This is a genomic window from Bradyrhizobium sp. 18BD, from assembly GCF_054185225.1.
On record NZ_JAVAYL010000028.1, the window covers coordinates 16,197 to 38,327 of the forward strand.

The following is a 22,131-nucleotide window of genomic DNA, read 5'->3' on the forward strand; positions in this document are numbered from 1 at the left end:
CTACGCTGCCAGAACCAGTTCGCCAACCTCGCTCATGCCGGCATCCCGATCGCCAAGCAGCAGCGCCGCGATCTTCGCTTGCGCCGCATTTTCCGTCAGCCGGAACGGATCGCTCGGCGCCACGCGATGATCGATCACCAGCCGCGACAGCAGCAGCCGGCGCGCGTCGCCGCGCATCGCGTGGATGCGATGCGCTTCCCAGGCGAGCGCGACCGCGCTCGCGACATGATAGAGCAGGCTGGTGGCGCGCCGCGCGTCGGCCTCGTTCTCGGATGAAGCTGCGACCTCGCGCGCAAAGCCGACCGCGCGATCGACGAGGCCGCGCAAAGTGTCGCGCCAGGCCTGCGACACCGAGGCACTGTCGTCGAGCCGGGCATGCAGATCGGCTGATAGCGCGGATTCCGCGCCATGGCGGCCAACCGCGCGCCGGAGCGCGTCGATGGCGACGATGTTGCCGGTGCCCTCCCAGACCGAACCGAGATGCGCATCGCGCAGCAGGCGTGGCGTGGCGAATTCCTCGATATAGCCGATGCCGCCGCGCATCTCGAGCGCATCGCCGCAGACTTTTCGCGCATCGCGCGTGGCACGGAATTTCAAGGTCGGCGTCAGGATACGCAGCAGCGCCGCCGCATCCTGGCTACCGGCCTCGGCGCGGTCGAGCGCGTCGGCGGTGAGAAAGCTCATCGACAGCGCCTGCTCGACCGGCAGCATGATCTTCAGCATCTGCCGGCGGCCGAGCGGCAGATCGATGATGCGGTTGCCGAACACGACACGGTTCCTCGCCACCGTCATGGCGTCATGATAGGCGCGGCGCATCAGCGCGGTCGACTTGACGCCGTTGGAGAGCCGCGAGGAATTCACCATCTCCGCCATCTGCACGAAGCCGCGGTCGAGCTTGCCGACCGCATAGGCGATCGCGCCTTCGAGCTTGATCTCGCCCGACGCCATCGAGCGCGTGCCTAGCTTGTCCTTCAGGCGCACGATCCGGTAGTGGTTCTGCGAGCCGTCGTCGAGGAAGCGCGGCATCAGGAACAGACCGACGCCGCGCGTGCCGGGACCGGCGCCTTCGGGACGCGCCAGCAGCATCACCACCTTGGCGTCCGCATTCGAGCAGAACCATTTCTCGCCAGTGAGGCGCCAATGGTCGCCCTCCTGCACCGCGCGCGTGGTCAGCGTGCCGACGTCGGAGCCGCCCTCCTTCTCGGTCATGAACTGGCCGCCTTGCGTCAGCTTGCTCATGTCGGTCGAGGTCAGGCCGTCCAAATATTTTGCCTTCAGCGCGTCGTCACCAAAATTCGCGAGCAGCTTGGCGCAGCCATCGGTGACGTTGATCGGACAGCCCATGCCGAACTCGGTCTGGTTGAACAGAAAGGTGAAGGCGTGTTTTGCCACGACCGGATATTTGTCCGGCCAGCCCATGATGCCCTTGCGGATCGAGAGCGCGTGGATACCGAACTCGCCGAACGCCGCGTTCTCCAACTCGCGATAGGCCGGGTGATATTCGATCCACTGCACGTCGCGGCCGAACTTGTCGCGCTGATGCAGCACCGGCGTGTGCCGGTCGGCGAGCCGCGCGCATTCGTCGAGACGGCCGCCGGCAAGCTCGCCGAGGCGATCGAGATGCGGCTCGATGTGACGGAACAAATTCTCCGGCAGCTGGATGCGCAACAGATCCGTCAGCGCCTGATCGGCTCGGTAGAAATTCATGCCAGAGGTGTCGGGCGCCAGCAGGCCGGAGGGTGCGGCCGCGACATTTTTCGCCTCTGCTGTGACCGGCTTGTGCATGATCGTCCTCTTCGTTTCCGTCCCGCGAACATTTTGCGCTGTTTTGGCGCTTGCCGCGTTGAATGATGTCGATCATGCTCCAGTCGCGGATAGCGATAAAGCCGCAAATTGTCAGGGAGGCATGAGCGCCGTGAAGGAGCAATTCGCTCTGCGGAATTGTGACCAGCCCGGCTGGTTGTCCGCGCGGCGGATGCCTAGATCAACGGTTTCCCGTCTCCGAGAGATCACCCCAGAGATCACATCATGGAACACCCGAAATACAAGATCGCGCTCATCGTCGGCGCCGGCGAGGGATTAAGCGCCTCGCTGGCGCGGCTGCTGTCGAAGCGAGGCATCCGCGTCGCGCTGTCCGCGCGAAAAATCGAGAAGCTCGGCGCGCTCTGCAGCGAGACCGGCGCCAAGGCCTATGCCTGCAACGCCACCGACCCCGAGGAAGTCGAGCGGCTGTTCGGCCTGGTCGAACGCGAGATTGGTACGCCCGACCTCGTCGTCTACAATGCCAGCGGCCGCACCCGCGGACCGTTCGTCGATCTCGTTCCAGCCGACGTCGCGAATGCGATCGCGGTCAGCGCCTATGGCGGCTTCCTGGTGGCGCAGCAGGCGGCGAAGCGCATGCTGCCGAACAAGCACGGAGCGATCCTGTTCACCGGTGCCTCCGCCAGCGTCAAGGGCTATGCGCAATCGGCCTCGTTCGCGATGGGCAAGTTCGCGCTCCGTGGCCTCGCGCAGAGCCTCGCGCGCGAACTCTCGCCGCAGGGCATCCACATCGCGCATTTCGTCATCGACGGCGGCATCCGCAGCGCCACGCGAACCGAGCCGGAAGACAAGCCGGATTCGATGCTCGATCCCGATGCGATCGCGGAGAGCTATTGGAACGTCTTGCAGCAGCCGCGCAGCGCCTGGAGCTGGGAGCTCGAGCTGCGACCCTGGGTGGAGAAGTTTTGAGGACGATAACGTAACAACAACCGTCATTGCGAGGAGCGAAGCGACGAAGCAATCCAGACTATTTCCGCGGTGACGGTCTGGATTGCTTCGCTTCGCTCGCAATGACGAAAGAAAGGGAGCGACATGACCACGGAAACCACCATCGACACCGGCACCAACGAACTCCTCTGCGTCATCCGCGACCGCGTCACAATCATCACGCTGAACCGGCCGGAGGCACGCAATTCGCTGTCGGACACGCTGACGCCGGCGCTGCGCACGATGATCCGTGCCTGCGGCGAGAACCCCGGTGTCGGCGCGCTGCTGCTCACCGGCGCGGGCGAAGCCTTTTGCGCCGGCGGCAACGTCAAGGGCATGGGCGCGCATCGCGATCCCAAAAAGCTCGAAATGTCCTTTGACGACAAGGTCGCCGATCTGCAGGAGCGCCAGCGGCTGCTCACCGGTGCGTTGGTGTCGGTGCGCAAGCCGACCATCGCCGCCCTGCCCGGCCCCGCGGTCGGCGCCGGGCTCGCCATCGCCATGGCCTGCGACATCCGCATCGCCGCGCAATCGGCCTTCGTCGCCACCGGCTATGCCCGCATCGCGCTGTCAGGCGATTACGGCATCGCCTGGCTGCTGACGCGCCTGGTCGGCACCGCGCGAGCACGCGAGCTGCTGTTCACCGGCGACCGCGTCGACGCCGCCCGCGCCGAAACCATCGGCCTCGTCAACCGCGTCGTGCCCGACGACAAGCTCCAAGCCGAGGCCTTCGCTCTGGCAAAATCGCTCGCCGAAGGCCCGCGCCTCGCGCTGCGCTACATGAAGGACAATCTCGACGAGGCCGTGCTGTTCGACTTCGAAACGGCCAGGGATCACGAGGCCGAGCGGCTGATACGCCTGACGACAACCGCCGACCATAAAGAGGCGGTACAGGCCTTCATCGAGAAGCGCAAGGCGGTGTTCACCGGGAGATAGTGAGTCATCCGTAGCCCGGATGGAGCAAAGCGAAATCCGGGGCCGCTTGCGAGCGTGGCACGAATCCCGGATTGCGCTCCGCTCCATCCGGGCTACGCAGTATCGACCATCAGATCATTCCATAGAGTAGGTACCCCATTTTCAGGAGCGCTGAATGAATTGGTCTGAGGTGGTACGGAAGGCCGCAATCCTGGCGGAGAAGACCGGCTACGTTACTTTCGATCAGCTGAACGAGTTGATGCCGTCCACCGAGATAGAACCGGAAGACATCGAAGCCGTGCTCACCGCTCTCAGCGACCGCGGTATTTGGATCGAGGAAGAATAGGTCAGCGCTGTCCTTTCCGGAGCCCTATCGTAGCCCGGATGGAGCAAAGCGAAATCCGGGAAAGCCCTCTTGTGGCACGAGCCCCGGATTGCGCTTCGCTCCATCCGGGCTACGCGGCTAGCATCGAGGGCGAACGCGTCAATCGGTCCGGCGCACCTCGGCCTCATGCTTGATGCGAGCCATTTCGTCGGGCTTGTTCAGGAGCTCCAGCTGCCTGCTATCGAGTGGCCCAAGGCCGCACGCTCCCAATACGGCATCGATTCGGCCCCGATAAACCACCGGCCCGCCGGAAGACTCGACCGCCTTCGATGGATCGGCGAATTTGTTCTGATAAGCTGCAACGGCAACTGTCTTGCCGACGGGCCACACCGACTTGGACAGCTTGCCGATGCAACTGGCATCACACCATTCGCTTCGGATGACAAAGGCCCTGCGGTCCCGCGGCTTTGTAAATAATTGCCCCTTCAGGATTTCGACGCGGTCGAAGACCAGGAGGCTCAAAGGGACATTCGTCTTGCGCAGGTCCGAGAGATAGCGCGCGGAGGCGACGCGCCCGCGAAATATGATCGGCGCCTGCTCCAGCGCATAGACGTTGAAGCGATCCCGCTCGTCGCGACGTTGCTGCCCGGGCGAGATTTCTTCGCCCTCCGCCGGTCGAGACCAGACGTAGGCCGGGATTGCACAATCCAGCGCCCTCACCGTCCCCGGGCAAGCCAACACGCTGATCGACGTCAATGCGAGAATGATGGTGCGCATCTGATGAGTGGCTCCCCCGCCGGGCGGCCCGGCCGATTGCTTCCGCACCGCCAAAAACCGCCTCCAAGTTTGACAATCAGCGTCATGTCATTTTCGTGACACGACCGGCCCGGTCTCGCCGCGCGCAAAATCCACGAACGCCCGCAGCGCCGCGGGCAGCTGTCGGCGGCTGGGGTAGTACAGGAAGAAGCCGGGATAGGCCGGGCACCAATCGGCGAGCACGCGCACCAGCTTGCGTTTGGCCAGCAGCGCTTCGACCTGGGCCTCGAACACATAGGCGAGACCGACGCCGTCGAGTGCGGCATCGACCATCAGGTCCTGGTCGTTCATCGTCAGCGGGCCGGCGACGTCGATGGTAAGCTCGATGCCGCCGCGCTCGAATTCCCAGTGGTAGAGCGCGCCCGAGGTGAAGCGGTAGCGGATGCAGGGCAGGCCTTTCAGATCGCGCGGCGTGGCCGGCGGCTTGTGCGTCCTGACGAAGGCGGGCGCGCCGACGACGGCAAAGCGGTGGCGCGGGCCGATCGGCACCGCGATCATGTCGGCGGCGATGGTCTCGCCGAAGCGGACGCCGGCGTCGAAGCCGGCGGCGACCATGTCGATCAGGGCGTCGTTGATGACGAGTTCGACGCTGACGTCGGGGAACGCCTTCAGGAAGCGCGTCACGATCGGGAGCAGCACGAGCTGGGCCGACTGGCGCGCCGCGGTGAAGCGCAGCGTGCCGGCGGGCTTGCCGCGGAAATTGTTGAGGTCCTCGAGCGCGTCGTCGATATCCCGAAACGCGGGCGTGATGCGGGCGAAAAGCCGCTCGCCGGCTTCAGTGAGCGCGACGCTGCGGGTGGTGCGGTTCACGAGCCGCAGGCCCAGCCGCTCCTCGACATTGCGCAAAGCATGAGACAGCGCAGACGGCGTGACGCCGAGCTCGGTCGCCGCCGCGCGAAAGCTGCGGTGGCGGGCGATGACGAGGAAGGTTGCGAGGTCGGACGGGTCGATCCGCATTGATGAATTTTTATCAATAGCCCACCGAATACATAGCGGATTATCTCAGCTATGGCGAGCCGCTACACCTTGTCCATCGGCTTCGGCCATCGCCGGGCCTCGACAAGGAAAGGGCAACATCATGCGTGTCTGGTTCATCACAGGAGCATCCCGCGGATTTGGTGCATTGATCGCCGAAGCAGCCTTGAAGGCCGGTGATGCCGTTGTCGCGACCGCGCGCGATCCTTCGACCGTCACCGCGCGGCTCGGCGATCAGAAGCGGCTGCTCGCCACCCGGCTCGACGTCACAAGCGAGACCGAGGCGCATGAGGCCGCGGGACAGGCGGTGAAGAAGTTCGGGCGCATCGACATCCTCGTTAACAATGCCGGCTATGGCCTGTTGGGCGCGATCGAGGAAGCCAGCGACGCTGAGACGCAAAAGCTGTTCGGCACGAACGTGTTCGGCCTGCTCAGCGTCACCCGCGCGGTGCTGCCGCATATGCGGCTGCAGCGTTCGGGCCACGTCATCAACATCTCGTCGGTCGGCGGCTACGCGGGCTTTCCCGGCTGGGGCGTCTATGGCGCGACCAAATTCGCGGTCGAAGGCCTCACCGAAGCGCTGGCCGGCGAAGTCGCCCCGCTCGGCATCAAGGTCACCGTGGTCGAACCGGGCTTCTTCCGCACCGATTTCCTCGACGAGAGCTCGCTGTCGCGCACCGCGCAGGTGATCGACGATTATCACGAGAGCGTCGGCAAGACCCGCGCGCATGCGGCCGACGTCAATGGCGGCCAGCGCGGCGATCCACGCAAGCTGGCGCAGGCCTTCCTCAAGCTGGTGGATGCCCAAAACCCGCCGCTGCGGCTGCCGCTCGGCAGCGACACGGTGGAGCGGATCGAGGCGAAGAACATCTTCGTTGCCAGAGAGCTGGCAGGCTGGCGGACGGTCGCGACCTCGACCGATTTCACCGACGACGATGCCAACTGAAGGGCAAAAAAATGCCCGGCTCTGGTTGGACCAGGCCGGGCTCGGAGTGGTGTCAGGCCGAGGCTGAGGGGTTTTCGGCCAGACGGGAAAGAGCGGCGAGGCGCCAGCTCGCGCAGGGAATGTCCTTTGGCGCGACGTGGATCTCCTTGTCGAAGCGCACCAGCTTCCAATCATCGGGATGGTTGACGAAGGCGAAGCCGGATTTGCGTGCGAGCGAGATCATGGTTTCGTTGGAACGCAGCGTGTCGCCGAACATGTGCTCGGCACCGAGCGCGGCAGCGCGGCATTCGAGATTCTTCATCAGCGCGGTGGCGATGCCATGGCCCTGCCAGCGGTCGTCGACGGACAGGCCGAACTCGAGCGTCGAGGTCTCGGCGTGGAACGCGTAGCGCGCTTCGGCGACGATGGTCTCGAAGCCGTCGATGCCCTTGGTCGCGACCACGGTGAAACGTTCGCGCTCGCCGACCTGCAGGAAGTCGCGCAGCAGGCCGTAGGGCAACTCGCTGATCGCGCCGAAGAAACGGTTGTAGCGAGAACGGGTCGAGAGCGAGCGGAAGTAGTGCTGAAGCTCCTCGGTGTCGCGCGGCTCGACGAAACGGACGTTGATCGTCTCGCCGTCGCGGGTGCGCAGCATATCCGAATATTGCTTCAGGTCTTCCAGGCGAAGGGTGCTCATGACACGTGACCTAGACAAAGGGACCGCCGGCGCCCCTGTGATCAGGCGGCGCCGGCCTGGCGGCCAATCAGGCCCGCCAGAACGGTTTGTCGGCCTCGTAGGCGATGTCGGTCCAGGACAGGCCGACGTCATGAAGATCGCGGGCCGTCCAGTTGGTCAGTTCGCGGCGGGTCCGGTAGCGCTCGTGCCAGACGTGAAGCGTCTCGCCGATCTGCTGAATCAGACCCGGCACATGATGATTTGTCATCGAATTGTGGGTCAACGTAGACATTTTCAGCTCCTTGAGCTAACTTGACTGCTAATATCTGCTTCTGAGTGCACTGCGACAAACGACAATTTGTACCCGTTCGCATGAATTAAACTCATGCATCCTGCTGCCAAATGACTGCCAGATTGCCTTCCCTGAACGGATTGCGGGCCTTTGAGGCCGCCGCGCGCCATCTCAGCTTCACGCTGGCGGCGAGCGAGCTGAACGTGACCCAGACCGCGATCAGCCATCAGATCCGCCGCCTCGAGGAAGAGCTCGGCATCCGCCTGTTCATCCGGCAGAACCGCGCGCTGGCGCTGACGCCGGAGGCGCGCGACTACCTCCCGGGCGTCCGTGCCGCCTTCAACGACCTTCGCCTCGCCACCGACCGGCTGCTGCGCAAGGACGACGACAAGGTGCTGACGGTCTCGACGCTGGCCTCGCTCGCCGCGAAATGGCTGCTGCCGCGGCTGACCGATTTCCAGGAACAGCACCCCGGCATCGACGTCCGCATCACGACTTCGACGAGCCTGGTCGATTTCCAGCGCGACAATGTCGATGCCGCGATCCGCTACGGCCGCGGCCAATGGCCGGGCCTGCGCGCCGACTGGCTGATGGCGGATGAGCTGTTCCCGGTGTGCAGCCCGTCGCTGCTGCGCGGCGACAAGCCGCTGCGCCAGCCCGAGGATCTGAAGGGCTATCCGCTGCTGCACACCTCGAACGCCAACAGCGACGACTGGCGGCTGTGGCTGACGGCGGCGGGCCTGCCGTCCGACATCGCGCGGCAGCCGGGCATCACCTTCGACATGATCTTCATGACCATCCAGGCCGCGATCGACGGCATCGGCGTGGCGATGGGCCGGACCTCCTACGTCCAGGACGATATCGCCAAGGGGCGGCTGGTGGTCCCCTTCAAGATCGCGCTGCCGGCCGATGCCGGCTTCTACATGGTGGCGCCGGAGGGCCGCCGCGAAGCGCCGAAGCTGGCCGCCTTCCGCCAATGGCTAATCGCTGCAACGCAAAATAAAGCCTGAAAAATCATCATCTTCCGCGGCAAATTCAATTGACTCGCAGCGCCCCGCGCGAGAAGGGGTAAGGCAGATTGTCGCAGCATCAATCTGTCGCCTTGCCGTGAAAATGAGTTCCGGTCCGGCCACGCCTTCCAGGGGAGCAACGTCATGGCTGGACCAGCAACCAATCCGCCCGAGATCAAGTCGCGCATCGGCGCGATCCTGCGCGCCACGTCAGGCAATTTCCTCGAGCAGTTCGACTTCTTCCTGTTCGGCTTCTATGCCGCCGCCATCGGCAAGGCGTTCTTCCCCTCCAGCAACGAGACGGCGTCCCTGCTCAACACGTTCGGCGTGTTCTGGCTCGGCGCCTTGATGCGCCCCGTCGGCGCGATCGTGCTCGGGGCCTATATCGACCGCATCGGCCGCCGCCAGGGCCTGATCGTCACGCTCGGCATCATGGCCTTCGGCACCGTCGTGATCGCGTTCTGCCCGAGCTATGCGACCATCGGCATCGCCGCGCCCATCATCGTGCTGATCGGCCGCCTGCTGCAGGGCTTTTCAGCCGGCGTCGAGCTCGGCGGCGTGTCGGTGTATCTTGCGGAGATCGCCACGCCCGGCAACCGCGGCTTCTACACCTCGTTCCAGTCGTCGAGCCAGCAGGTCGCGATCTTCGTGGCCTCGATCCTCGGCTACATCCTCTCCGAGGTGATGCCGGCCGACACCGTCGCTTCCTGGGGCTGGCGCATTCCGTTCTTCGTCGGCTGCCTGATCATTCCCTTGATCTTCTTCCTGCGGCGGACTCTGGAGGAGACGCCGGCGTTCCTCGCGATGAAGAAGCATCCGACCGCGAGCGAAGTGTTCGCCTCCGCGCTCGCCAACTGGCGCATCGTCATCCTCGGCATGATGATCGCGATCCTGACCACGACGACGTTCTACTTCGTCACCGTCTACACCCCGACCTTCGGCAAGACCGTGCTGAAACTGTCGACGCAGGACGCCCTGCTGGTGACGCTGCTGGTCGCCGTCACCAACTTCATCTGGAATCCGGTCGGCGGCGCGCTGTCCGACCGCATCGGCCGTAAGCCGGTGCTGATCGGCATCGCCACCCTGGCGCTGCTCACCGCCTATCCGGCGCTGAGCTGGCTCGTCGCCGCGCCGACCTTCGGCAAGCTCCTCGCCGTCGAGATGATGTTCTCGTTCTATTTCGGCATGTACAGCGGCACCATGCTCGGCGCGCTCGTCGAGATCGTCCCGGCACATGTGCGCACGACCTGCTTCTCGCTGGCCTTCGCGCTCGCGGCTGCCCTGTTCGGCACCTTCACGCCGTTCGCCTCGACCTGGTTGATCGAGCAGACCGGCAACAAGGCCATGCCCGGCGCGTGGCTGATGTTCGCAGCCGCGCTCGGCATCATCGCCGCGATGATCGTCTATCGTGGCGGCGGCAAGGCGGTGCCGACCTATGATACGGCGGCGGAGCCGGTCGCGGGGCATTGATGTTCGGTCTTCACCTCTCCCCGCCTGCGGGGAGAGGTCGGATCGCTCTTGCGATCCGGGTGAGGGGGTACAGGTCTCTTGGCCATCTCACGTGCGGAGAGAGGCCCCTCACCCCAACCCTCTCAGCGCGAGCGAAGCTCGTCGCGGCCCCGTAAGAACGGGGCGAGGGGAGCGCACTGCCGGTGCAGCGAAGACCTACAGCTCCACCACCACGTAATCGCTTTCGACCCGGACCGGGATCGTCTCGGCGACATACGGCCCCTTCACCACGCTTGCGCCCGGCTCGACATGGGCCGGATAGGCCTTTACGCGGAAGCGGCGGGGGTCGCAGTACGACTGCCCGGTGCGGATGTCGAACTCCCAGCCGTGCCAGGGACAGCGGATGATCTCGCCCAGCTTGGTGTATTCGATCTCGCCGGGATCACTCGATTGCGCGAGCCCGATCAGCGGACCCTCGCACAGCGCCGCGCCCTGATGCGGGCAGCGGTTCATCAGGCCGAAATATTCGCCCTTGATGTTGAAGACCGCGATCGGCCGTCCGTCGATCTCCAGAAATTTTCGCGTACCGGGCGGAAGCTCATCGACCGCGCCAATCACATGCCGCGCCATCAAGCGATTCCATAAAGCTTGCGCGCATTGCCGAGATAAAACGCCTCGCGATTGGTTTCGCTCACGCCAGCCGGCAGCACGCGTGACGGCTCGTCATAATCCCAATGCGGATAGTCGGTCGCGAACAGCAGACGGTCCCAGCCGATCCATTTGATGACGTCGAACAGATCCTCGCGTCTTTCAGGATCTTCCATGGGTTGCGTCGTCCACCACACCTGCTCGCGGATATATTCGGACGGCGGCCGCTTCACATGCGGCACCTCGCTGCGCAGCCGCTGCCAGGCCTTGTCGAGCCGCCACGCCAGCGACGGCGCCCAGCCGAAACCGGCCTCGATCATCACCATCTTCAGTTTCGGGAAGCGCTCGAACACGCCTTCCAACACGAGGCTCGCCAGCGCCGATTGCTGGCACTGCGAATGGCCCACCATCTCCTCGATGTAATAGGACGGCCAGCCCGACGGCGTGATCGGATTGCCGCCGAAGCCGAAGGCGTGCACGCCGACGGGAAGTCTCGCCTCTTCCGCGGCCTGATAGATCGGCCAGTAGCGGCGCTGGCCGAGCGGCTCGACATTGCGGCTCAGCAGCAGCACCTGCACGAAGTTCTTGTCGCCGGCGCGTTCGCGGATCTCGGCGGCGGCCGACAGCCCGTCCTCATTGCCGACGACGATCGACGCCTTCAGCCGCTTGTCCCTGCTGGTCCATTTGTCGATCTGCCAATCGTTGATGGCCGAGCATAGCGCCGCCGAGAGCTCGTGATTGCGGATGCCCTGGCCCGTATTGAGCGGATTGAGCACGCCGAGCTGCACATTGTTGGGATCGAGCAGCTGCTGCTGCATGAAGGAGAGTGAGGAACCCTGCGGGCCGCCTTCCGGCGGATAGGCGTCGCGGCGCGAGGCGTTGGGCTGGGCTTTCGGATAGGGCGGGCCTTCCATCATGCCCTGATAGGCATGGACGCCATAAACCTCGAGATGATGCTGCCAGCGTTTGGCCAGATACGGGTAAAGCTCGGTCCGGGTCGCGCGTGCCGGGTGGATGTCGCAGTCCGCGATCGCGGTCTTGGTGGTCAGTGGGGAAGCAGCCTCGGTGCCTTCGCGGAACTGTATATTCATCGCCTTGCCTCCTTTGGCAGCGGGCTCACGTCAGTCGGGGATAGGTTGCATGTGGATTGTCGATCATGATCTTGCGCACGAGATCGGGGGACAGACCTTGAGGCAGCGCATCCTGGCCGTCGAACTGCCAGTGCGGATAGTCTGTGGAGAATAGGACCAATTCATCCGACTGCATATGATCAAACAGGCGAATTAATGTCGCTTCATCCGGCGGTGCATCAAAAGGCTGTAAAGAGAAGCGGATGTTGCTTCGCACAATCTCGAGCGGGGCGCGATCGACCCAGGGCGTCTCCATTCGCACCCCGCGCCAGAATTTGTGAAGTCGCCAGAGATAGGGCGAGATCCAGGAGACGCCGGATTCCAGCATCACCATTTTCAACCGCGGATATTTGGCGAACACGCCCTCGACGATCAGGCTGGTGAGCTGGGTCTGGAACGCCTGGGCCTGACCGACATAATCCTCGATGTGGTAGGAACCCCAACCCACCGCAGTCGGCGGATTGTGATAGGCGGAACCGGCGTGGATGCCGATGGGAAGGTCGAGCCGTTCCGCGGCCTCGTAGATCGGCCACAGTGCGCGCTTGCCGAGCGGCGTGTCGCCCATGACGAGCATCAGCACCTGGACGAAGCGCCGGTCCTGCGCGCAGCGCTCGATCTCGGCGACGGCTTTCTCGACGCTCTGCGTCGGGATCACGATCGAACCACGCAGCCGTGAATCGCGATCGAGCCATTCCTTTGCAAGCCACTCATTCAGTGCGCGGCAGAAGGCGGCCTGCATGTCCTCGGAAAACACCATCTGTACGCCGTAGAGCGGGTTGCAGATGGCGTAACTGAGCTGGAAGGGATCGAGCACATGGCGCTGCATGTCCTCGAGACTCTCGCCGGGTTTTCCCTTTTCGGGACGCCAGTCGGGGCGCGCCACGATCGGAGAATTCTTCGGATAGGATTGCGAGGCGAGATCGACCATGCCGCGCGTCGTCACCTGATCGCGCCAATAGTCGTTCAGGTAGGGCAGCAGGCTGGTCAGATGCGGCACGGCCGGTTGCACATCGCAATCCACCCCACCGGCGATCAGGGACGCCATGACGTCTCCCTTCTCACGTTTCCTCGTTCGTCTTCTCGCGGGCGGCGCTTGGGCCGTTTCTTGGCCGCTTCTTGGCCGCTCCGCCTTGCCTGCCATTCAAGCAGGCCTGCCCGTCGCCCGCAACTCGGCCAAGGCCACTGTCATATGCTAGGAAGGCTGAGCTCAGTTGCGAAGGAACAGGGGTGTTGCGGATGAAAGAGCTCGTCGGCATTGCGGAACAGGTCGCGGCGAAACTGATGGCGCGCAAACAGACCATTGCGGTCGCGGAATCCTCGACCGGCGGCCTGATCGCGGCGAGCCTGCTCGCGGTGCCCGGCGCCTCCGCCTATTTCCTCGGCGGCGCAGTGGTCTACACCCGCGATGCCCGGCGCGTCCTGATGGATATTTCGGATGAAGGAATGAAGGGCTTTCGTTCGTCCTCGGAGCCCTACGCAAAGCTGCTCGCCGACCAGATGCGCGGCCGCTTCAGCTCCGACTGGGGCCTGTCGGAGACCGGTGCCGCCGGCCCCACCGGCAATCGCTACGGCGACGCCGCCGGCCATAGCTGCATGGCGGTCGCAGGCCCCGCTACCGAGGTGATGACGCTGGAGACCGGAGGCAATGACCGGCTCGCGAATATGCAGGTGTTCGCGGCGACGGCGTTGAAGCTGTTGCTGCGGAATCTGGAGCGATGAACGCCCTCCTTGTCGCGATCCTGCTTGCCCTTGGGATAACGACGGCGCAGGCCGCCGGGGTCAGAAACTTCGACATTCCCGCCGGTCCGGCGGGGCCGGCCATCCGATTGCTGGTCTGGACTCCGTGTGCAGAGCCGCCTCAGGAGATGGATGCGCGTGGCGCCACCTTCTTCGCGGTGCCCGGATGTCCAGTCACCGGAGAAAAACTTCCGCTCATCGTGATGTCGCACGGCCGGCGAGGTTGGTTCGGCGGTCATCACGACACGGCGGCGGCGTTGGCGGACGCTGGATTCGTCGTGGCTGCGCTCAATCACCCCGGCGACACCTGGCGTGACACCAGCCGCACCGACAGTCTATCGGTTCTGGTCGAGCGCCCCACGGATATGAAGCGGCTGATCGACTACATGCTGGACGGGTGGCCGGACGCGTCCCGCATCGATCCCCAGCGCATCGGGCTCTACGGGTTTTCGTTCGGTGGCTACACCGGCCTTGCCGTCATCGGCGGCACCCCCGATCTGCGCAAGGGATTGCCGAACTGCGAGACGTCCAGCCTGAAGGCGTGCAAGCAACTCGAAAACGGCGAGCTTCCCGATCAGCCGGTGAGCCATGACCCGCGCGTCAAGGCCGCCGTCATCATCGATCCCTATCCCGTATTCGTCTTCGCTGAGGAGAATCTGAAAGGGATCACGGCGTCGGTTCAATTGTGGAGCTCTGACCCCGCGCAGAGTGCCGATGGTCTATCCGGATGCTGTGCGGCAGCGATCAATCAGAGACTTCCGGTCAAGCCGGACTACCATTTCGTGGAGAATGCGAAGCATTTTTCCTTCCTCGCGACCTGCACCCCAAAGGACGCCCAGGAGGCTCCGGCGGTCTGCACCGATGCGCCGGGTTTTGACCGCGTCGATTTCCATCGACGGCTTCACGCAGATGTCGCTGCATTCTTCCGTAAGCATTTCGCCGAAAACGCCAAGCCTTGACGCGGCCCTCAGCCCGCCGCTGCCCTGCCTAGAAACAGGACAAGCCGTTACCGGGCTCGCGACAGAGTTTTGCGCGCACCTCGACGATATCGATGTCGTACTTCCCGGCTCTCCGCTTGCGCGAGGCGTAGGCCGAGTCAGCGCTGTCCATTGAAAGCAGGTTGAGCTGCTTCTTGGTCGCCGCGCTGCACATCAGAGCAGCGTTGCCGTCGAGATATCTCGACTGGGCCCAAAGCTCCTGCCGGCTGAGCTCCGCGAATGGCCCCAGACGCAATTGCATTTCGATCGCCGCGATCTCCGCGTCGCTCGCCTGCGTCCGGGCAACACCCTTCATCTTGCGTTCGAAGCCGTTGGCGATCGCCGCCCCATGTGCCGCGCCAAGATCCGCAACCTCTTGTGCTGCGTCCGCAAACTCACCGCGCTGGGAACCCGCCAAGAGATAGGACTTGCAAGCCAATGGGTCGCTCGCGAGCTTCAGGAGAGTCGCCAGCTCCGCCCGGTCCAGGGCATTGATGTGCTCGTCGTCGGCATAGACTTCCATCTCGCTCGCCAGGATCATGTTGAGCACACCATTGGCGGCGGGCCATCCGCCCTCGTTGAAGGCCTCTTCGGTCTCCCGAAGGAAGACCGCCCTGAGCGCAGGATCGCTGCGGGCAATCGAGGCGGCCAAAGGAAAGCGCGCGATGTTCTGATCGAAATCACGCGCAAACGCGCTCGGCCCGACGAGATTCGCATAGGCCAGGTTTCCGGCCAGCAGGGCGACGACGATGAGCAGCAGGACTGATCTTCTGGTCATGTGAAAGCTTGGGGTGGGTGACCGCGAGACATCATTTCACGCCGCGTCGCCGCCATCCATTGCAACTACAGGCTGCCCTTAATGAATCCTTTCGCAGCCCAGGTTAAGTTGCGGGCACGCCCCTCTATCTCGCCAAATGCCGCATGAAAATCCGCACGACATAGCCTTTGAACCGCGGCGCCTCGTCGTAAAGATCCGACGCGATCCGTTCGATGGTCTCGCGCAGCGACGTGAACTGCGCCTGCCGCGCACTGCTCTCGGTGCCCTGCATGCCCGCAAGCTCGTCCATCGCGGCATCGCTGATCTGGCACTGCACGACCTCATCCTCACGCATCATCGTGAAGCGAAAGGCCAGCCGTTCAAGGTCGTGGCCGATGATCCTGTCGCGCGTCAGCGGCATCCAATTGTCCCGTTCGCGCCCCCGAACGGGACAATGCTGAAAATCTGACGCTTTGTCACCATCCGCGCCGGGCGACATCGCTGTCATGCGATGTTCATCAACAGCGCGCTTCCGTCAGCCCGACCCGGCTCAGACGTCAGTAAGCGAGCGCCGTTCCGGTCGGCTTGTCGAGTGCTGCGGCCAGCGATCGATACTCCTCGCAATCCGTCCCGCAGATCGCGGCAATCCGGCCGAGATGATAGAGCGCCTGCTCGCGGTTGCCCCGCTCGAGCTGCCACAGCCCGTAATACTGCCACGTCAGCACGTGGTTCGGATCTGCCTTCAGCGCGCGCTCGTACCAGACCTGCGACTGCTTGTAATCGCCGAGCTTGCGGTAGGAGTAGCCGATGAGGTTGGCGACATTCGGATGGTCGTCACGGCCAAGCGATTTCAGTTGCGCGATCGCGGTCGCATAATCGTTGCGCTCGTAGATGGTGTCATAGGCGACACGGTAGCCGGCCGCGAAGGCGGGATCGTCGAGACTGGACTGGTTGTTCGGCTTCTTGCCTTTCTGTGTTGCCTTGGTGCCCCAGCGCCTCGGGTAGACAGGCTGCGGCTGCGGCTTCTGATCCGCATAGGCTCCGGCATAGGGATCGGTGGAGCTGATGCCGCCCCCGCCGCCTCCACCACCCCCGCCTCCGCCGGCGGCAAAGGCCGGCGAGCTCAACAGCGCTGCCGCGAATGTACCGAGCATGACGAGCCTGATCACCGCTGTGATCATGTCTGTCTCCTGTCCTGTTCAAGCGGCCCCGGACGAATTGATAACCCTGCCTCGGCAGCGTTATTCCGCGACGCTTGCGCTCATGAAGACATCAGCGTTCGTATGACAGGTCTATTGTCCTTTACTGGAACGCGACCTCGGCGAAGCTTCGCAGCTTGCGCGAATGCAGACGCTCAGATTCCTGCTGCTTGAGCCGCTCCAGCGCCTTCAGGCCGATCTCGAGATGCTGGCCGACGCGGCGGCGGTAGAATTCGCTGGCCATGCCCGCGAGCTTGATCTCGCCGTGCAGCGGCTTGTCGGAGACGCAGAGCAGCGTGCCGTAGGGGACACGGAAGCGGTAGCCGTTGGCGGCGATCGCAGCCGATTCCATGTCGAGTGCGACCGCGCGCGACTGCGACATCCGGCGGATCACCTCGGGCCCCGAGATCTCCCAATTGCGGTTGTCGACGCTGGCGACGGTCCCGGTGCGCATCAGGCGCTTGAGCTCGAAACCTTCGAGGCCGGTGACGTCCTCGACCGCCTCCTCGAGCGCGACCTGCATCTCGGCCAGCGCCGGGATCGGTACCCAGAGCGGCAGTTCGCGATCGAGCACGTGGTCTTCGCGGACATAGCCGTGGGCGAGCACGTAGTCGCCGAGCCGCTGCGTGTTGCGCAGGCCCGCGCAATGGCCGAGCATCAGCCAGGCATGAGGGCGCAGCACGGCAACGTGGTCGGTGACGTTGCGCGCGTTCGACGGACCGGTGCCGATGTTGATCAGCGTGATGCCGCGGTAATCGGGCGCGACCAGATGGAAGGCCGGCATCTGCGGCATGCGCACCGGCGCATCGCCGCTCGTTGCACCGCCGCTCCGGGTGATCACATTGCCCGGCGCGACGAAGGCATCGAGGCCCGCCTCGCCGGATTGGAGCCGCTGCTGGCAGAGCTGCGCGAAGGCATCGACATAGAACTGGTAGTTGGTGAAGATCACAAAATTCTGGAAATGCTCGGGGTCGGTGCCGGTGTAGTGATAGAGCCGGCGCAGCGAGTAATCGACGCGGGCGGCGCGGAACAGCGACAGCGGCTCGGGCGCGCCGGCCTGGAGCTCGAAGGTGCCGTCGGCGATGGCATCGTCCATGGTGGCGAGATCCGGCACGTCGAACGCATCGCGCAGCGATCGCGTGACGGTGGAGTTCTCGTTGGTGGTGATGACGCCTTCGATATTGATGTCGCGGCGATAGGCGAAGTGAATCGGGATCGGCTCGGCCGACTCGCCGATCTCGACGGGCACGCCGTGGTTCTGGATCAGGAGCCCGATCTGCTCGGTGAGATAGGCGCGGAACAGATCCGGCCGCGTGACGCTGGTCTCGTGCACGCCGGGCCCGGCGACGAAACCATAGGACAGCCGCGAATCCAGCCGCGCATGCGTCGCGGTGGTCAGGCGGACGAAGGGATAGTAGGCCCGCACCCGCGTCGTGATCGCCTCACCGCCGACATAGGCCTCGAACCGGTCACGCAGGAACTTTGTGTTGCGGTCGTAGATCTCCTCGAGGCGCGCGACGGCTGCGGACGCATCGGAGTAGGATTTGGTGGCGATGGAGGGGGGAGATTGCATGGTTCGACCGCCGGGTTGGTGGGAGCTTGAGTCGAACTATAGCAAGAACAGAGCCACGCGGTCATTGCGAGCGCAGCGAAGCAGTCCAGGAATCCCTCCACGGGAACAGACTGGATTGCTTCGCTACGCTCGCAATGACGGATGGAGACGGCGCGCTTTTCGCGCGTCACCTCTCGCGGAACGCCCGCATCAGCTGGTCGTGCAGGGGCTTCATCAGATAGGACAGCATGGTGCGGTCGCCGGTCTGGACGAAGGCTTCGACCGGCATGCCGGGGATCATCTTGACGTCGCCGAGGCGGGCGATCTCCTCCGGCGGCATCGAGACGCGGATCGTGTAGTAGCTCTGGCCGGTGCGCTGGTCGGTGGTGACGTCGGGCGAGACGCGGCTGACGGTGCCGTTCAGCTCGGGCGTGGTGCGCTGGTTGAAGGCGGACAGGCGCAGCAGAGTCTTCTGGCCGATCTGGAGCTTGTCGATGTCGACCGGATTGACCTTGGCCTCGACCTGGAGGTCGTCGGCCTGCGGCACGATCAGCATCAAGGTGTCGCCGGCGGTGACGACGCCGCCGACGGTGTGCACCGTCGATTGCAGCACCATGCCGTCCTGCGGCGCGCGGATGTCGACGCGGCGGAGCTGGTCCTCGGCGGCGACCTTGCGCTCGATCAGCTCGCCGATCTTGTCGTTGGTCTCGCGCAGATCCTTGGAGACCTCGCTGACCATGTCCTTGTCGACCTGGATGATCTGCAGCTCGGTCTCGGTGATCTTGCCCTTGGCCTGCGCGCGCGAGGCGATGTACTGCGCGCGCTCGCCGTTGAGGCGGGCGCTGTCGCGCTCGAGCGTGGTCAGGCGCGAGATCTGCACCAAATGCTTCTCGTAGAGATCGCGCACGCCGGTGAGCTCCTGCTGCACCAGGACGATTTCCTTGTCCTTGGCCTTCTCCTGCGCGGACAGGCCCTCGATTTCCTCGTTGAGCTGCTGGACGCGCTCGCGGAGCTGCGCCTTCTGGCCGGCGCGGCCGTTGACGCGGACCTCGAACAGCTTGGTTTCGGCAGAGAGCAGCGCCTTGACGTCGGGATCGTTAGCGCGATCGAGCAGGCCTTGCGGAAACTCGATCTTGTCGAGACCGCGCTGCTCGGCCTGCAGCCGCGCGGTGCGCGCCTGCGCTGCGTCGAGATTCTTGACGACGATGGCGAGGTTCGCCTTGGTGACGGTGTCGTCGAGCCGCACCACGATGTCGCCGGACTTGACCACGTCGCCGTCGCGGGCGCGCAGTTCGCCGACCACGCCGCCGGTCGGGTGCTGCACTTTCTTGACGTTGGATTCGACCACGATCTGGCCTGGCGCGATCAGCGCGCCCGAGATCAGCGCCGTGGAGGCCCAGCCGCCGAGGCCGACGACCAGCACCAGCACGATCCCAAGCCCGAGCATCAGGTGAAACTTGATCGAGTCCCGCACGGTCTTTTGGGCGGCGGACTTGGCGCTGCCGATCGTCATCATGCTCATGACTTGGTCACTCCGCCTTCGCTGACGACCTTGATCGGGGCCGGCGGCGTCACTCGCGGTTGCAGCACCTGGGCGAGCACCTGCTCCTTCGGGCCGAACGCCTGCATGCGGCCGTCGCGCAGCACCAGGATCTGGTCGACCGCCTCGACGCCGATCGGCCTGTGCGCCACCACGATGACGATGGCGCCGCGCTCGCGCGCGCTGCGGATCGCGCGGGTCAGCGCCTCGTCGCCTTCGGTGTCGAGATTGGAATTGGGCTCATCGAGCACGATCAGGAACGGATTGCCGTAAAGCGCGCGCGCGAGCGCCACGCGCTGCGCCTGGCCTGCCGAGAGCGCCCCACCCTGCTCGCCGACCTGCGTGTTGTAGCCCTCGCGCATCTTGATGATCATCTCGTGCACGCCGGCTTCCTTCGCCGCAGAGATGATGCCCTCGGACGTCGCCTCGGGATCGAAGCGGCCGATGTTCTGCGCGATGGTGCCGCCGAACAGTTCGACGTCCTGCGGCAGATAGCCGATGTGGCGGCCGAGGATGTCGGACGACCATTGGTCGAGCGCCGCGCCGTCGAGCCGCACCTTGCCGCGCACCGGATGCCAGACGCCGACCAGCGCGCGGATCAGCGAGGATTTGCCGGAGCCGCTCGGCCCGATCACGCCGAGGCCGTTACCGGCGGCGAGCGCGAAGGTGACGTCCTGCACGATCAGGCGCTGGTCGCCCGGCGGCACCATGGCGATGCCTTCGACCGAGAGGCGGTTGGTGGGCGCCTGAAGCTGGGTCGGCATCGCCTGCGCCGGCATCTGCTCCAGCAGGCGCGTGAGGCGGTGCCAGCTCTGGCGGGCCGCGACGAAGGATTTCCAGTGCGCGATCGCAAGATCGACCGGCGCCAGCGCGCGGGCAGAGAGGATCGAGCCGGCGATGATGATGCCGGCGGTCGCCTCCTGGTGGATGACGAGATAGGCGCCGACCGCGAGCACCGCCGATTGCAGCATCATGCGCAGCACCTTGGCGATTGCGCCGAGGCCGCCGGCGACGTCGCTGGCGCGCTGGTTGCCGGAGAGGTATTTTTCGTTGGCCTCGCTCCAGCGCTGGTTCATCCGGCCGGCCATGCCCATCGACACCATGACTTCGGCGTTGCGGCGGCCGGCGGAGGCGAGATCGTTGCGCTGGGCGGCAAGGCCCATCGCCTCCTTCGCCGGCTGGCGGGACATGAATTCGGTGACGACCGTCAGCCCGACCAGGATGACGGCGCCGGCCAGGGCGGTGACGCCGATCATGACGTGGAAGGCGAAGCAGATGGCGAGATAGAGCGGCAGCCAGGGCAGGTCGAAGAACGCGCTCGGGCCGGCACTGCCGAGGAAGGAGCGGACATTGTCGAGGTCGCGCAGCGGCTGCAGGCCCTCGTTGCGGCTGCCGACCAGCAGCGGTAGGCGCACGATGGTGTCGAACACGCGCTTGTTGAGGGCCTCGTCCAGCGCGGTGCCGATCCGCCCCAGGATCCGATTGCGGATCATGTCGAGGACGCCCTGCGCCATGTAGAGGAAGCTGGCGATGATGATCAGGCCGACCAGGGTCGGCACGCTGCGGCTCGGCAGCACCCGGTCGTAGACCTCCAGCATGAAGATCGACCCGGTCAGATAGAGCAGGTTGATCATGCAGCTCATCAAGCCGACGCCGACGAAGGCCGTGCGACAAGCGCGCAAGGCGTCACCGAGCTCTGAACGGCGGACGCCAGGTAGGGCTGCCATCAGTCTGATCTCTTCCAGGTGAGGGGCCACAGCCCCTGATTTCACAGGCGGTTCAGGGGTACTCGACCCGGATTAACATCGCGTCTCCCCAGCGGCGGACGCAACCAAATTCATCCGGGACCCTGATGGGCCACATCTACCCGTGACGGGCCCGCACGCAAGTCCGGTCTTTCACAGTCTTTGCGGCTTTTTATAGCAGAGATCGCCGCCTCTCCCCAGGCTTGGATCAGCCTTGGGGAGAGGCGGCAGGTTCCGACCGGCCGAACCGGGCGATCGCTAGAGCCTGCCTCCGCCGCGCACCAGGCGGACCACCAGCAGCAGGATGATGGCGCCGATCGCGGAATAGATGATCTCCGAAACCAGCCCGACGCCGATATGGATGCCGAGCTTCGGGAACAGGAAGCTCGCGACGAACGCGCCGGCGATGCCGATCACGATGTCGCCGATGATGCCGAACCCGGCACCGCGCACCACCTTGCCGGCAAGCCAGCCGGCGACCAGGCCGACGAATAGAATGACGATGAGGCTTTGGCCAGAAATGTACATAAGTCGAAGTCCCTCTCCATGAACGAGCGGCATGGAACCGGAACCGGCATGAATGGGGTCTGAATGGTTGGGGCGGATAAAAAGTCGAAAACAACCCCATGCACAGTAGAAATCGTTCCGCCGCGGAGCGCGCGGTGGATTGTGACAAGCGGGTGTCGGCGCAGAGGATTTTTGGGGAAAGGAGCGG

Annotated in this window: 23 protein-coding genes; 8 read left to right on the forward strand and 15 right to left on the reverse strand. The window is 64.6% G+C overall.

Annotated elements, in window-relative coordinates:
• On the reverse strand, positions 1–1,785 hold the full coding sequence (locus tag RAD16_RS35970) for an acyl-CoA dehydrogenase family protein (RefSeq protein ID WP_458162603.1): 1,785 nt from the start codon (positions 1,783–1,785) through the stop codon (positions 1–3).
• A gap of 243 nt (positions 1,786–2,028) precedes the next feature.
• On the opposite strand from RAD16_RS35970, the gene RAD16_RS35975 reads away from it, so the two are divergent.
• The 3 genes from RAD16_RS35975 to RAD16_RS35985 all read left to right on the forward strand — a co-directional run bounded on the left by RAD16_RS35975 (position 2,029) and on the right by RAD16_RS35985 (position 4,009).
• The gene (locus RAD16_RS35975; RefSeq protein WP_458162604.1) at positions 2,029–2,730 is read left to right on the forward strand and encodes an SDR family oxidoreductase; all 702 of its coding nucleotides are present in this window, start codon (positions 2,029–2,031) and stop codon (positions 2,728–2,730) included.
• A gap of 123 nt (positions 2,731–2,853) precedes the next feature.
• Positions 2,854–3,684: an enoyl-CoA hydratase gene (locus RAD16_RS35980; protein ID WP_458162605.1), complete on the forward strand. Its 831-nt coding sequence runs from the start codon at positions 2,854–2,856 to the stop codon at positions 3,682–3,684.
• A gap of 154 nt (positions 3,685–3,838) precedes the next feature.
• Complete coding sequence (locus RAD16_RS35985; RefSeq protein ID WP_458162606.1) at positions 3,839–4,009, forward strand: RNA polymerase sigma factor region1.1 domain-containing protein; 171 nt, start codon at positions 3,839–3,841, stop codon at positions 4,007–4,009.
• Between the two features lie 138 nt (positions 4,010–4,147).
• Here the strand turns inward: RAD16_RS35985 and RAD16_RS35990 are convergent, their stop codons facing one another.
• Positions 4,148–4,765 (reverse strand): hypothetical protein, encoded by a 618-nt coding sequence (locus RAD16_RS35990; protein WP_458162607.1) that lies wholly within the window; start codon positions 4,763–4,765, stop codon positions 4,148–4,150.
• An 87-nt stretch (positions 4,766–4,852) separates the two neighbouring features.
• On the reverse strand, positions 4,853–5,761 hold the full coding sequence (locus RAD16_RS35995; RefSeq protein ID WP_458162608.1) for a LysR family transcriptional regulator: 909 nt from the start codon (positions 5,759–5,761) through the stop codon (positions 4,853–4,855).
• A 121-nt stretch (positions 5,762–5,882) separates the two neighbouring features.
• Here RAD16_RS35995 and RAD16_RS36000 point away from each other — a divergent pair, with 121 nt between their 5' ends.
• Positions 5,883–6,725, forward strand: a complete 843-nt coding sequence (locus RAD16_RS36000) for an oxidoreductase (protein ID WP_458162609.1) — start codon at positions 5,883–5,885, stop codon at positions 6,723–6,725.
• A gap of 52 nt (positions 6,726–6,777) precedes the next feature.
• Here RAD16_RS36000 and RAD16_RS36005 read toward each other — a convergent pair whose 3' ends face one another.
• Positions 6,778–7,401, reverse strand: a complete 624-nt coding sequence (locus RAD16_RS36005) for an N-acetyltransferase family protein (RefSeq protein WP_458162610.1) — start codon at positions 7,399–7,401, stop codon at positions 6,778–6,780.
• Positions 7,402–7,468: 67 nt separating this feature from the next.
• A complete protein-coding gene (locus RAD16_RS36010) occupies positions 7,469–7,672 on the reverse strand; it encodes a DUF1127 domain-containing protein (RefSeq protein WP_458162611.1) in 204 nt (67 codons plus the stop codon).
• 110 nt (positions 7,673–7,782) lie between these two features.
• Between RAD16_RS36010 and RAD16_RS36015 the strand changes: the two genes are divergently transcribed.
• Together RAD16_RS36015 and tcuC are read left to right on the forward strand one after the other, a co-directional pair.
• The gene (locus tag RAD16_RS36015; protein WP_458162612.1) at positions 7,783–8,682 is read left to right on the forward strand and encodes a transcriptional regulator GcvA; all 900 of its coding nucleotides are present in this window, start codon (positions 7,783–7,785) and stop codon (positions 8,680–8,682) included.
• Positions 8,683–8,826: 144 nt separating this feature from the next.
• On the forward strand, positions 8,827–10,152 hold the full coding sequence (gene tcuC, locus RAD16_RS36020; RefSeq protein WP_458162613.1) for a tricarballylate/proton symporter TcuC: 1,326 nt from the start codon (positions 8,827–8,829) through the stop codon (positions 10,150–10,152).
• A gap of 195 nt (positions 10,153–10,347) precedes the next feature.
• On the opposite strand, the gene RAD16_RS36025 is transcribed toward tcuC, so the two are convergent.
• The 3 genes from RAD16_RS36025 to RAD16_RS36035 are packed head-to-tail and all read right to left on the reverse strand — an operon-like array spanning position 10,348 to position 12,954.
• Positions 10,348–10,761 (reverse strand): Rieske (2Fe-2S) protein, encoded by a 414-nt coding sequence (locus RAD16_RS36025; RefSeq protein ID WP_458162614.1) that lies wholly within the window; start codon positions 10,759–10,761, stop codon positions 10,348–10,350.
• Complete coding sequence (locus RAD16_RS36030) at positions 10,761–11,870, reverse strand: amidohydrolase family protein (protein WP_458162615.1); 1,110 nt, start codon at positions 11,868–11,870, stop codon at positions 10,761–10,763. Before RAD16_RS36030 ends, RAD16_RS36025 begins: the two co-directional genes overlap by 1 nt.
• 25 nt (positions 11,871–11,895) lie before the next feature.
• Positions 11,896–12,954: an amidohydrolase family protein gene (locus RAD16_RS36035; RefSeq protein WP_458162616.1), complete on the reverse strand. Its 1,059-nt coding sequence runs from the start codon at positions 12,952–12,954 to the stop codon at positions 11,896–11,898.
• Positions 12,955–13,145: 191 nt separating this feature from the next.
• Here RAD16_RS36035 and RAD16_RS36040 point away from each other — a divergent pair, with 191 nt between their 5' ends.
• Positions 13,146–13,628, forward strand: coding sequence for a CinA family protein (locus tag RAD16_RS36040; protein WP_458162617.1), 483 nt, complete (start codon positions 13,146–13,148; stop codon positions 13,626–13,628).
• Positions 13,625–14,605 (forward strand): alpha/beta hydrolase family protein, encoded by a 981-nt coding sequence (locus RAD16_RS36045; protein ID WP_458162618.1) that lies wholly within the window; start codon positions 13,625–13,627, stop codon positions 14,603–14,605. The genes RAD16_RS36040 and RAD16_RS36045 overlap by 4 nt, the downstream gene beginning before the upstream one ends.
• A 28-nt stretch (positions 14,606–14,633) precedes the next feature.
• On the opposite strand, the gene RAD16_RS36050 is transcribed toward RAD16_RS36045, so the two are convergent.
• The 7 genes from RAD16_RS36050 to RAD16_RS36080 all read right to left on the reverse strand — a co-directional run bounded on the left by RAD16_RS36050 (position 14,634) and on the right by RAD16_RS36080 (position 21,944).
• Complete coding sequence (locus tag RAD16_RS36050; protein ID WP_458162619.1) at positions 14,634–15,275, reverse strand: hypothetical protein; 642 nt, start codon at positions 15,273–15,275, stop codon at positions 14,634–14,636.
• Between the two features lie 250 nt (positions 15,276–15,525).
• A complete protein-coding gene (locus RAD16_RS36055; protein ID WP_458162620.1) occupies positions 15,526–15,801 on the reverse strand; it encodes a DUF1488 family protein in 276 nt (91 codons plus the stop codon).
• Positions 15,802–15,937: 136 nt separating this feature from the next.
• Positions 15,938–16,561 carry a tetratricopeptide repeat protein gene (locus RAD16_RS36060; protein WP_458162621.1) on the reverse strand — a complete coding sequence of 208 codons (624 nt, stop codon included), beginning with the start codon at positions 16,559–16,561 and terminating at the stop codon, positions 15,938–15,940.
• A gap of 121 nt (positions 16,562–16,682) precedes the next feature.
• Positions 16,683–18,152: an AMP nucleosidase gene (locus RAD16_RS36065; protein WP_458162622.1), complete on the reverse strand. Its 1,470-nt coding sequence runs from the start codon at positions 18,150–18,152 to the stop codon at positions 16,683–16,685.
• A 166-nt stretch (positions 18,153–18,318) separates the two neighbouring features.
• On the reverse strand, positions 18,319–19,653 hold the full coding sequence (locus RAD16_RS36070; RefSeq protein ID WP_458162623.1) for an HlyD family type I secretion periplasmic adaptor subunit: 1,335 nt from the start codon (positions 19,651–19,653) through the stop codon (positions 18,319–18,321).
• On the reverse strand, positions 19,650–21,398 hold the full coding sequence (locus tag RAD16_RS36075; protein ID WP_458162625.1) for a type I secretion system permease/ATPase: 1,749 nt from the start codon (positions 21,396–21,398) through the stop codon (positions 19,650–19,652). Before RAD16_RS36075 ends, RAD16_RS36070 begins: the two co-directional genes overlap by 4 nt.
• Before the next feature lie 276 nt (positions 21,399–21,674).
• The gene (locus RAD16_RS36080) at positions 21,675–21,944 is read right to left on the reverse strand and encodes a GlsB/YeaQ/YmgE family stress response membrane protein (protein WP_326904262.1); all 270 of its coding nucleotides are present in this window, start codon (positions 21,942–21,944) and stop codon (positions 21,675–21,677) included.
• Positions 21,945–22,131: the final 187 nt, after the last annotated feature.

Bases quoted from the DNA above. Each gene is read 5' to 3' on its own strand.
- RAD16_RS35970 (WP_458162603.1), bottom strand. From the start codon at position 1,785: ATGCACAAGCCGGTCACAGCAGAGGCGAAAAATGTCGCGGCCGCACCC.
- RAD16_RS35975 (WP_458162604.1), top strand. From the start codon at position 2,029: ATGGAACACCCGAAATACAAGATCGCGCTCATCGTCGGCGCCGGCGAG.
- RAD16_RS35980 (WP_458162605.1), top strand. From the start codon at position 2,854: ATGACCACGGAAACCACCATCGACACCGGCACCAACGAACTCCTCTGC.
- RAD16_RS35985 (WP_458162606.1), top strand. From the start codon at position 3,839: ATGAATTGGTCTGAGGTGGTACGGAAGGCCGCAATCCTGGCGGAGAAG.
- RAD16_RS35990 (WP_458162607.1), bottom strand. From the start codon at position 4,765: ATGCGCACCATCATTCTCGCATTGACGTCGATCAGCGTGTTGGCTTGC.
- RAD16_RS35995 (WP_458162608.1), bottom strand. From the start codon at position 5,761: ATGCGGATCGACCCGTCCGACCTCGCAACCTTCCTCGTCATCGCCCGC.
- RAD16_RS36000 (WP_458162609.1), top strand. From the start codon at position 5,883: ATGCGTGTCTGGTTCATCACAGGAGCATCCCGCGGATTTGGTGCATTG.
- RAD16_RS36005 (WP_458162610.1), bottom strand. From the start codon at position 7,401: ATGAGCACCCTTCGCCTGGAAGACCTGAAGCAATATTCGGATATGCTG.
- RAD16_RS36010 (WP_458162611.1), bottom strand. From the start codon at position 7,672: ATGTCTACGTTGACCCACAATTCGATGACAAATCATCATGTGCCGGGT.
- RAD16_RS36015 (WP_458162612.1), top strand. From the start codon at position 7,783: ATGACTGCCAGATTGCCTTCCCTGAACGGATTGCGGGCCTTTGAGGCC.
- tcuC (WP_458162613.1), top strand. From the start codon at position 8,827: ATGGCTGGACCAGCAACCAATCCGCCCGAGATCAAGTCGCGCATCGGC.
- RAD16_RS36025 (WP_458162614.1), bottom strand. From the start codon at position 10,761: ATGGCGCGGCATGTGATTGGCGCGGTCGATGAGCTTCCGCCCGGTACG.
- RAD16_RS36030 (WP_458162615.1), bottom strand. From the start codon at position 11,870: ATGAATATACAGTTCCGCGAAGGCACCGAGGCTGCTTCCCCACTGACC.
- RAD16_RS36035 (WP_458162616.1), bottom strand. From the start codon at position 12,954: ATGGCGTCCCTGATCGCCGGTGGGGTGGATTGCGATGTGCAACCGGCC.
- RAD16_RS36040 (WP_458162617.1), top strand. From the start codon at position 13,146: ATGAAAGAGCTCGTCGGCATTGCGGAACAGGTCGCGGCGAAACTGATG.
- RAD16_RS36045 (WP_458162618.1), top strand. From the start codon at position 13,625: ATGAACGCCCTCCTTGTCGCGATCCTGCTTGCCCTTGGGATAACGACG.
- RAD16_RS36055 (WP_458162620.1), bottom strand. From the start codon at position 15,801: ATGCCGCTGACGCGCGACAGGATCATCGGCCACGACCTTGAACGGCTG.
- RAD16_RS36060 (WP_458162621.1), bottom strand. From the start codon at position 16,561: ATGATCACAGCGGTGATCAGGCTCGTCATGCTCGGTACATTCGCGGCA.
- RAD16_RS36065 (WP_458162622.1), bottom strand. From the start codon at position 18,152: ATGCAATCTCCCCCCTCCATCGCCACCAAATCCTACTCCGATGCGTCC.
- RAD16_RS36070 (WP_458162623.1), bottom strand. From the start codon at position 19,653: ATGAGCATGATGACGATCGGCAGCGCCAAGTCCGCCGCCCAAAAGACC.
- RAD16_RS36075 (WP_458162625.1), bottom strand. From the start codon at position 21,398: ATGGCAGCCCTACCTGGCGTCCGCCGTTCAGAGCTCGGTGACGCCTTG.
- RAD16_RS36080 (WP_326904262.1), bottom strand. From the start codon at position 21,944: ATGTACATTTCTGGCCAAAGCCTCATCGTCATTCTATTCGTCGGCCTG.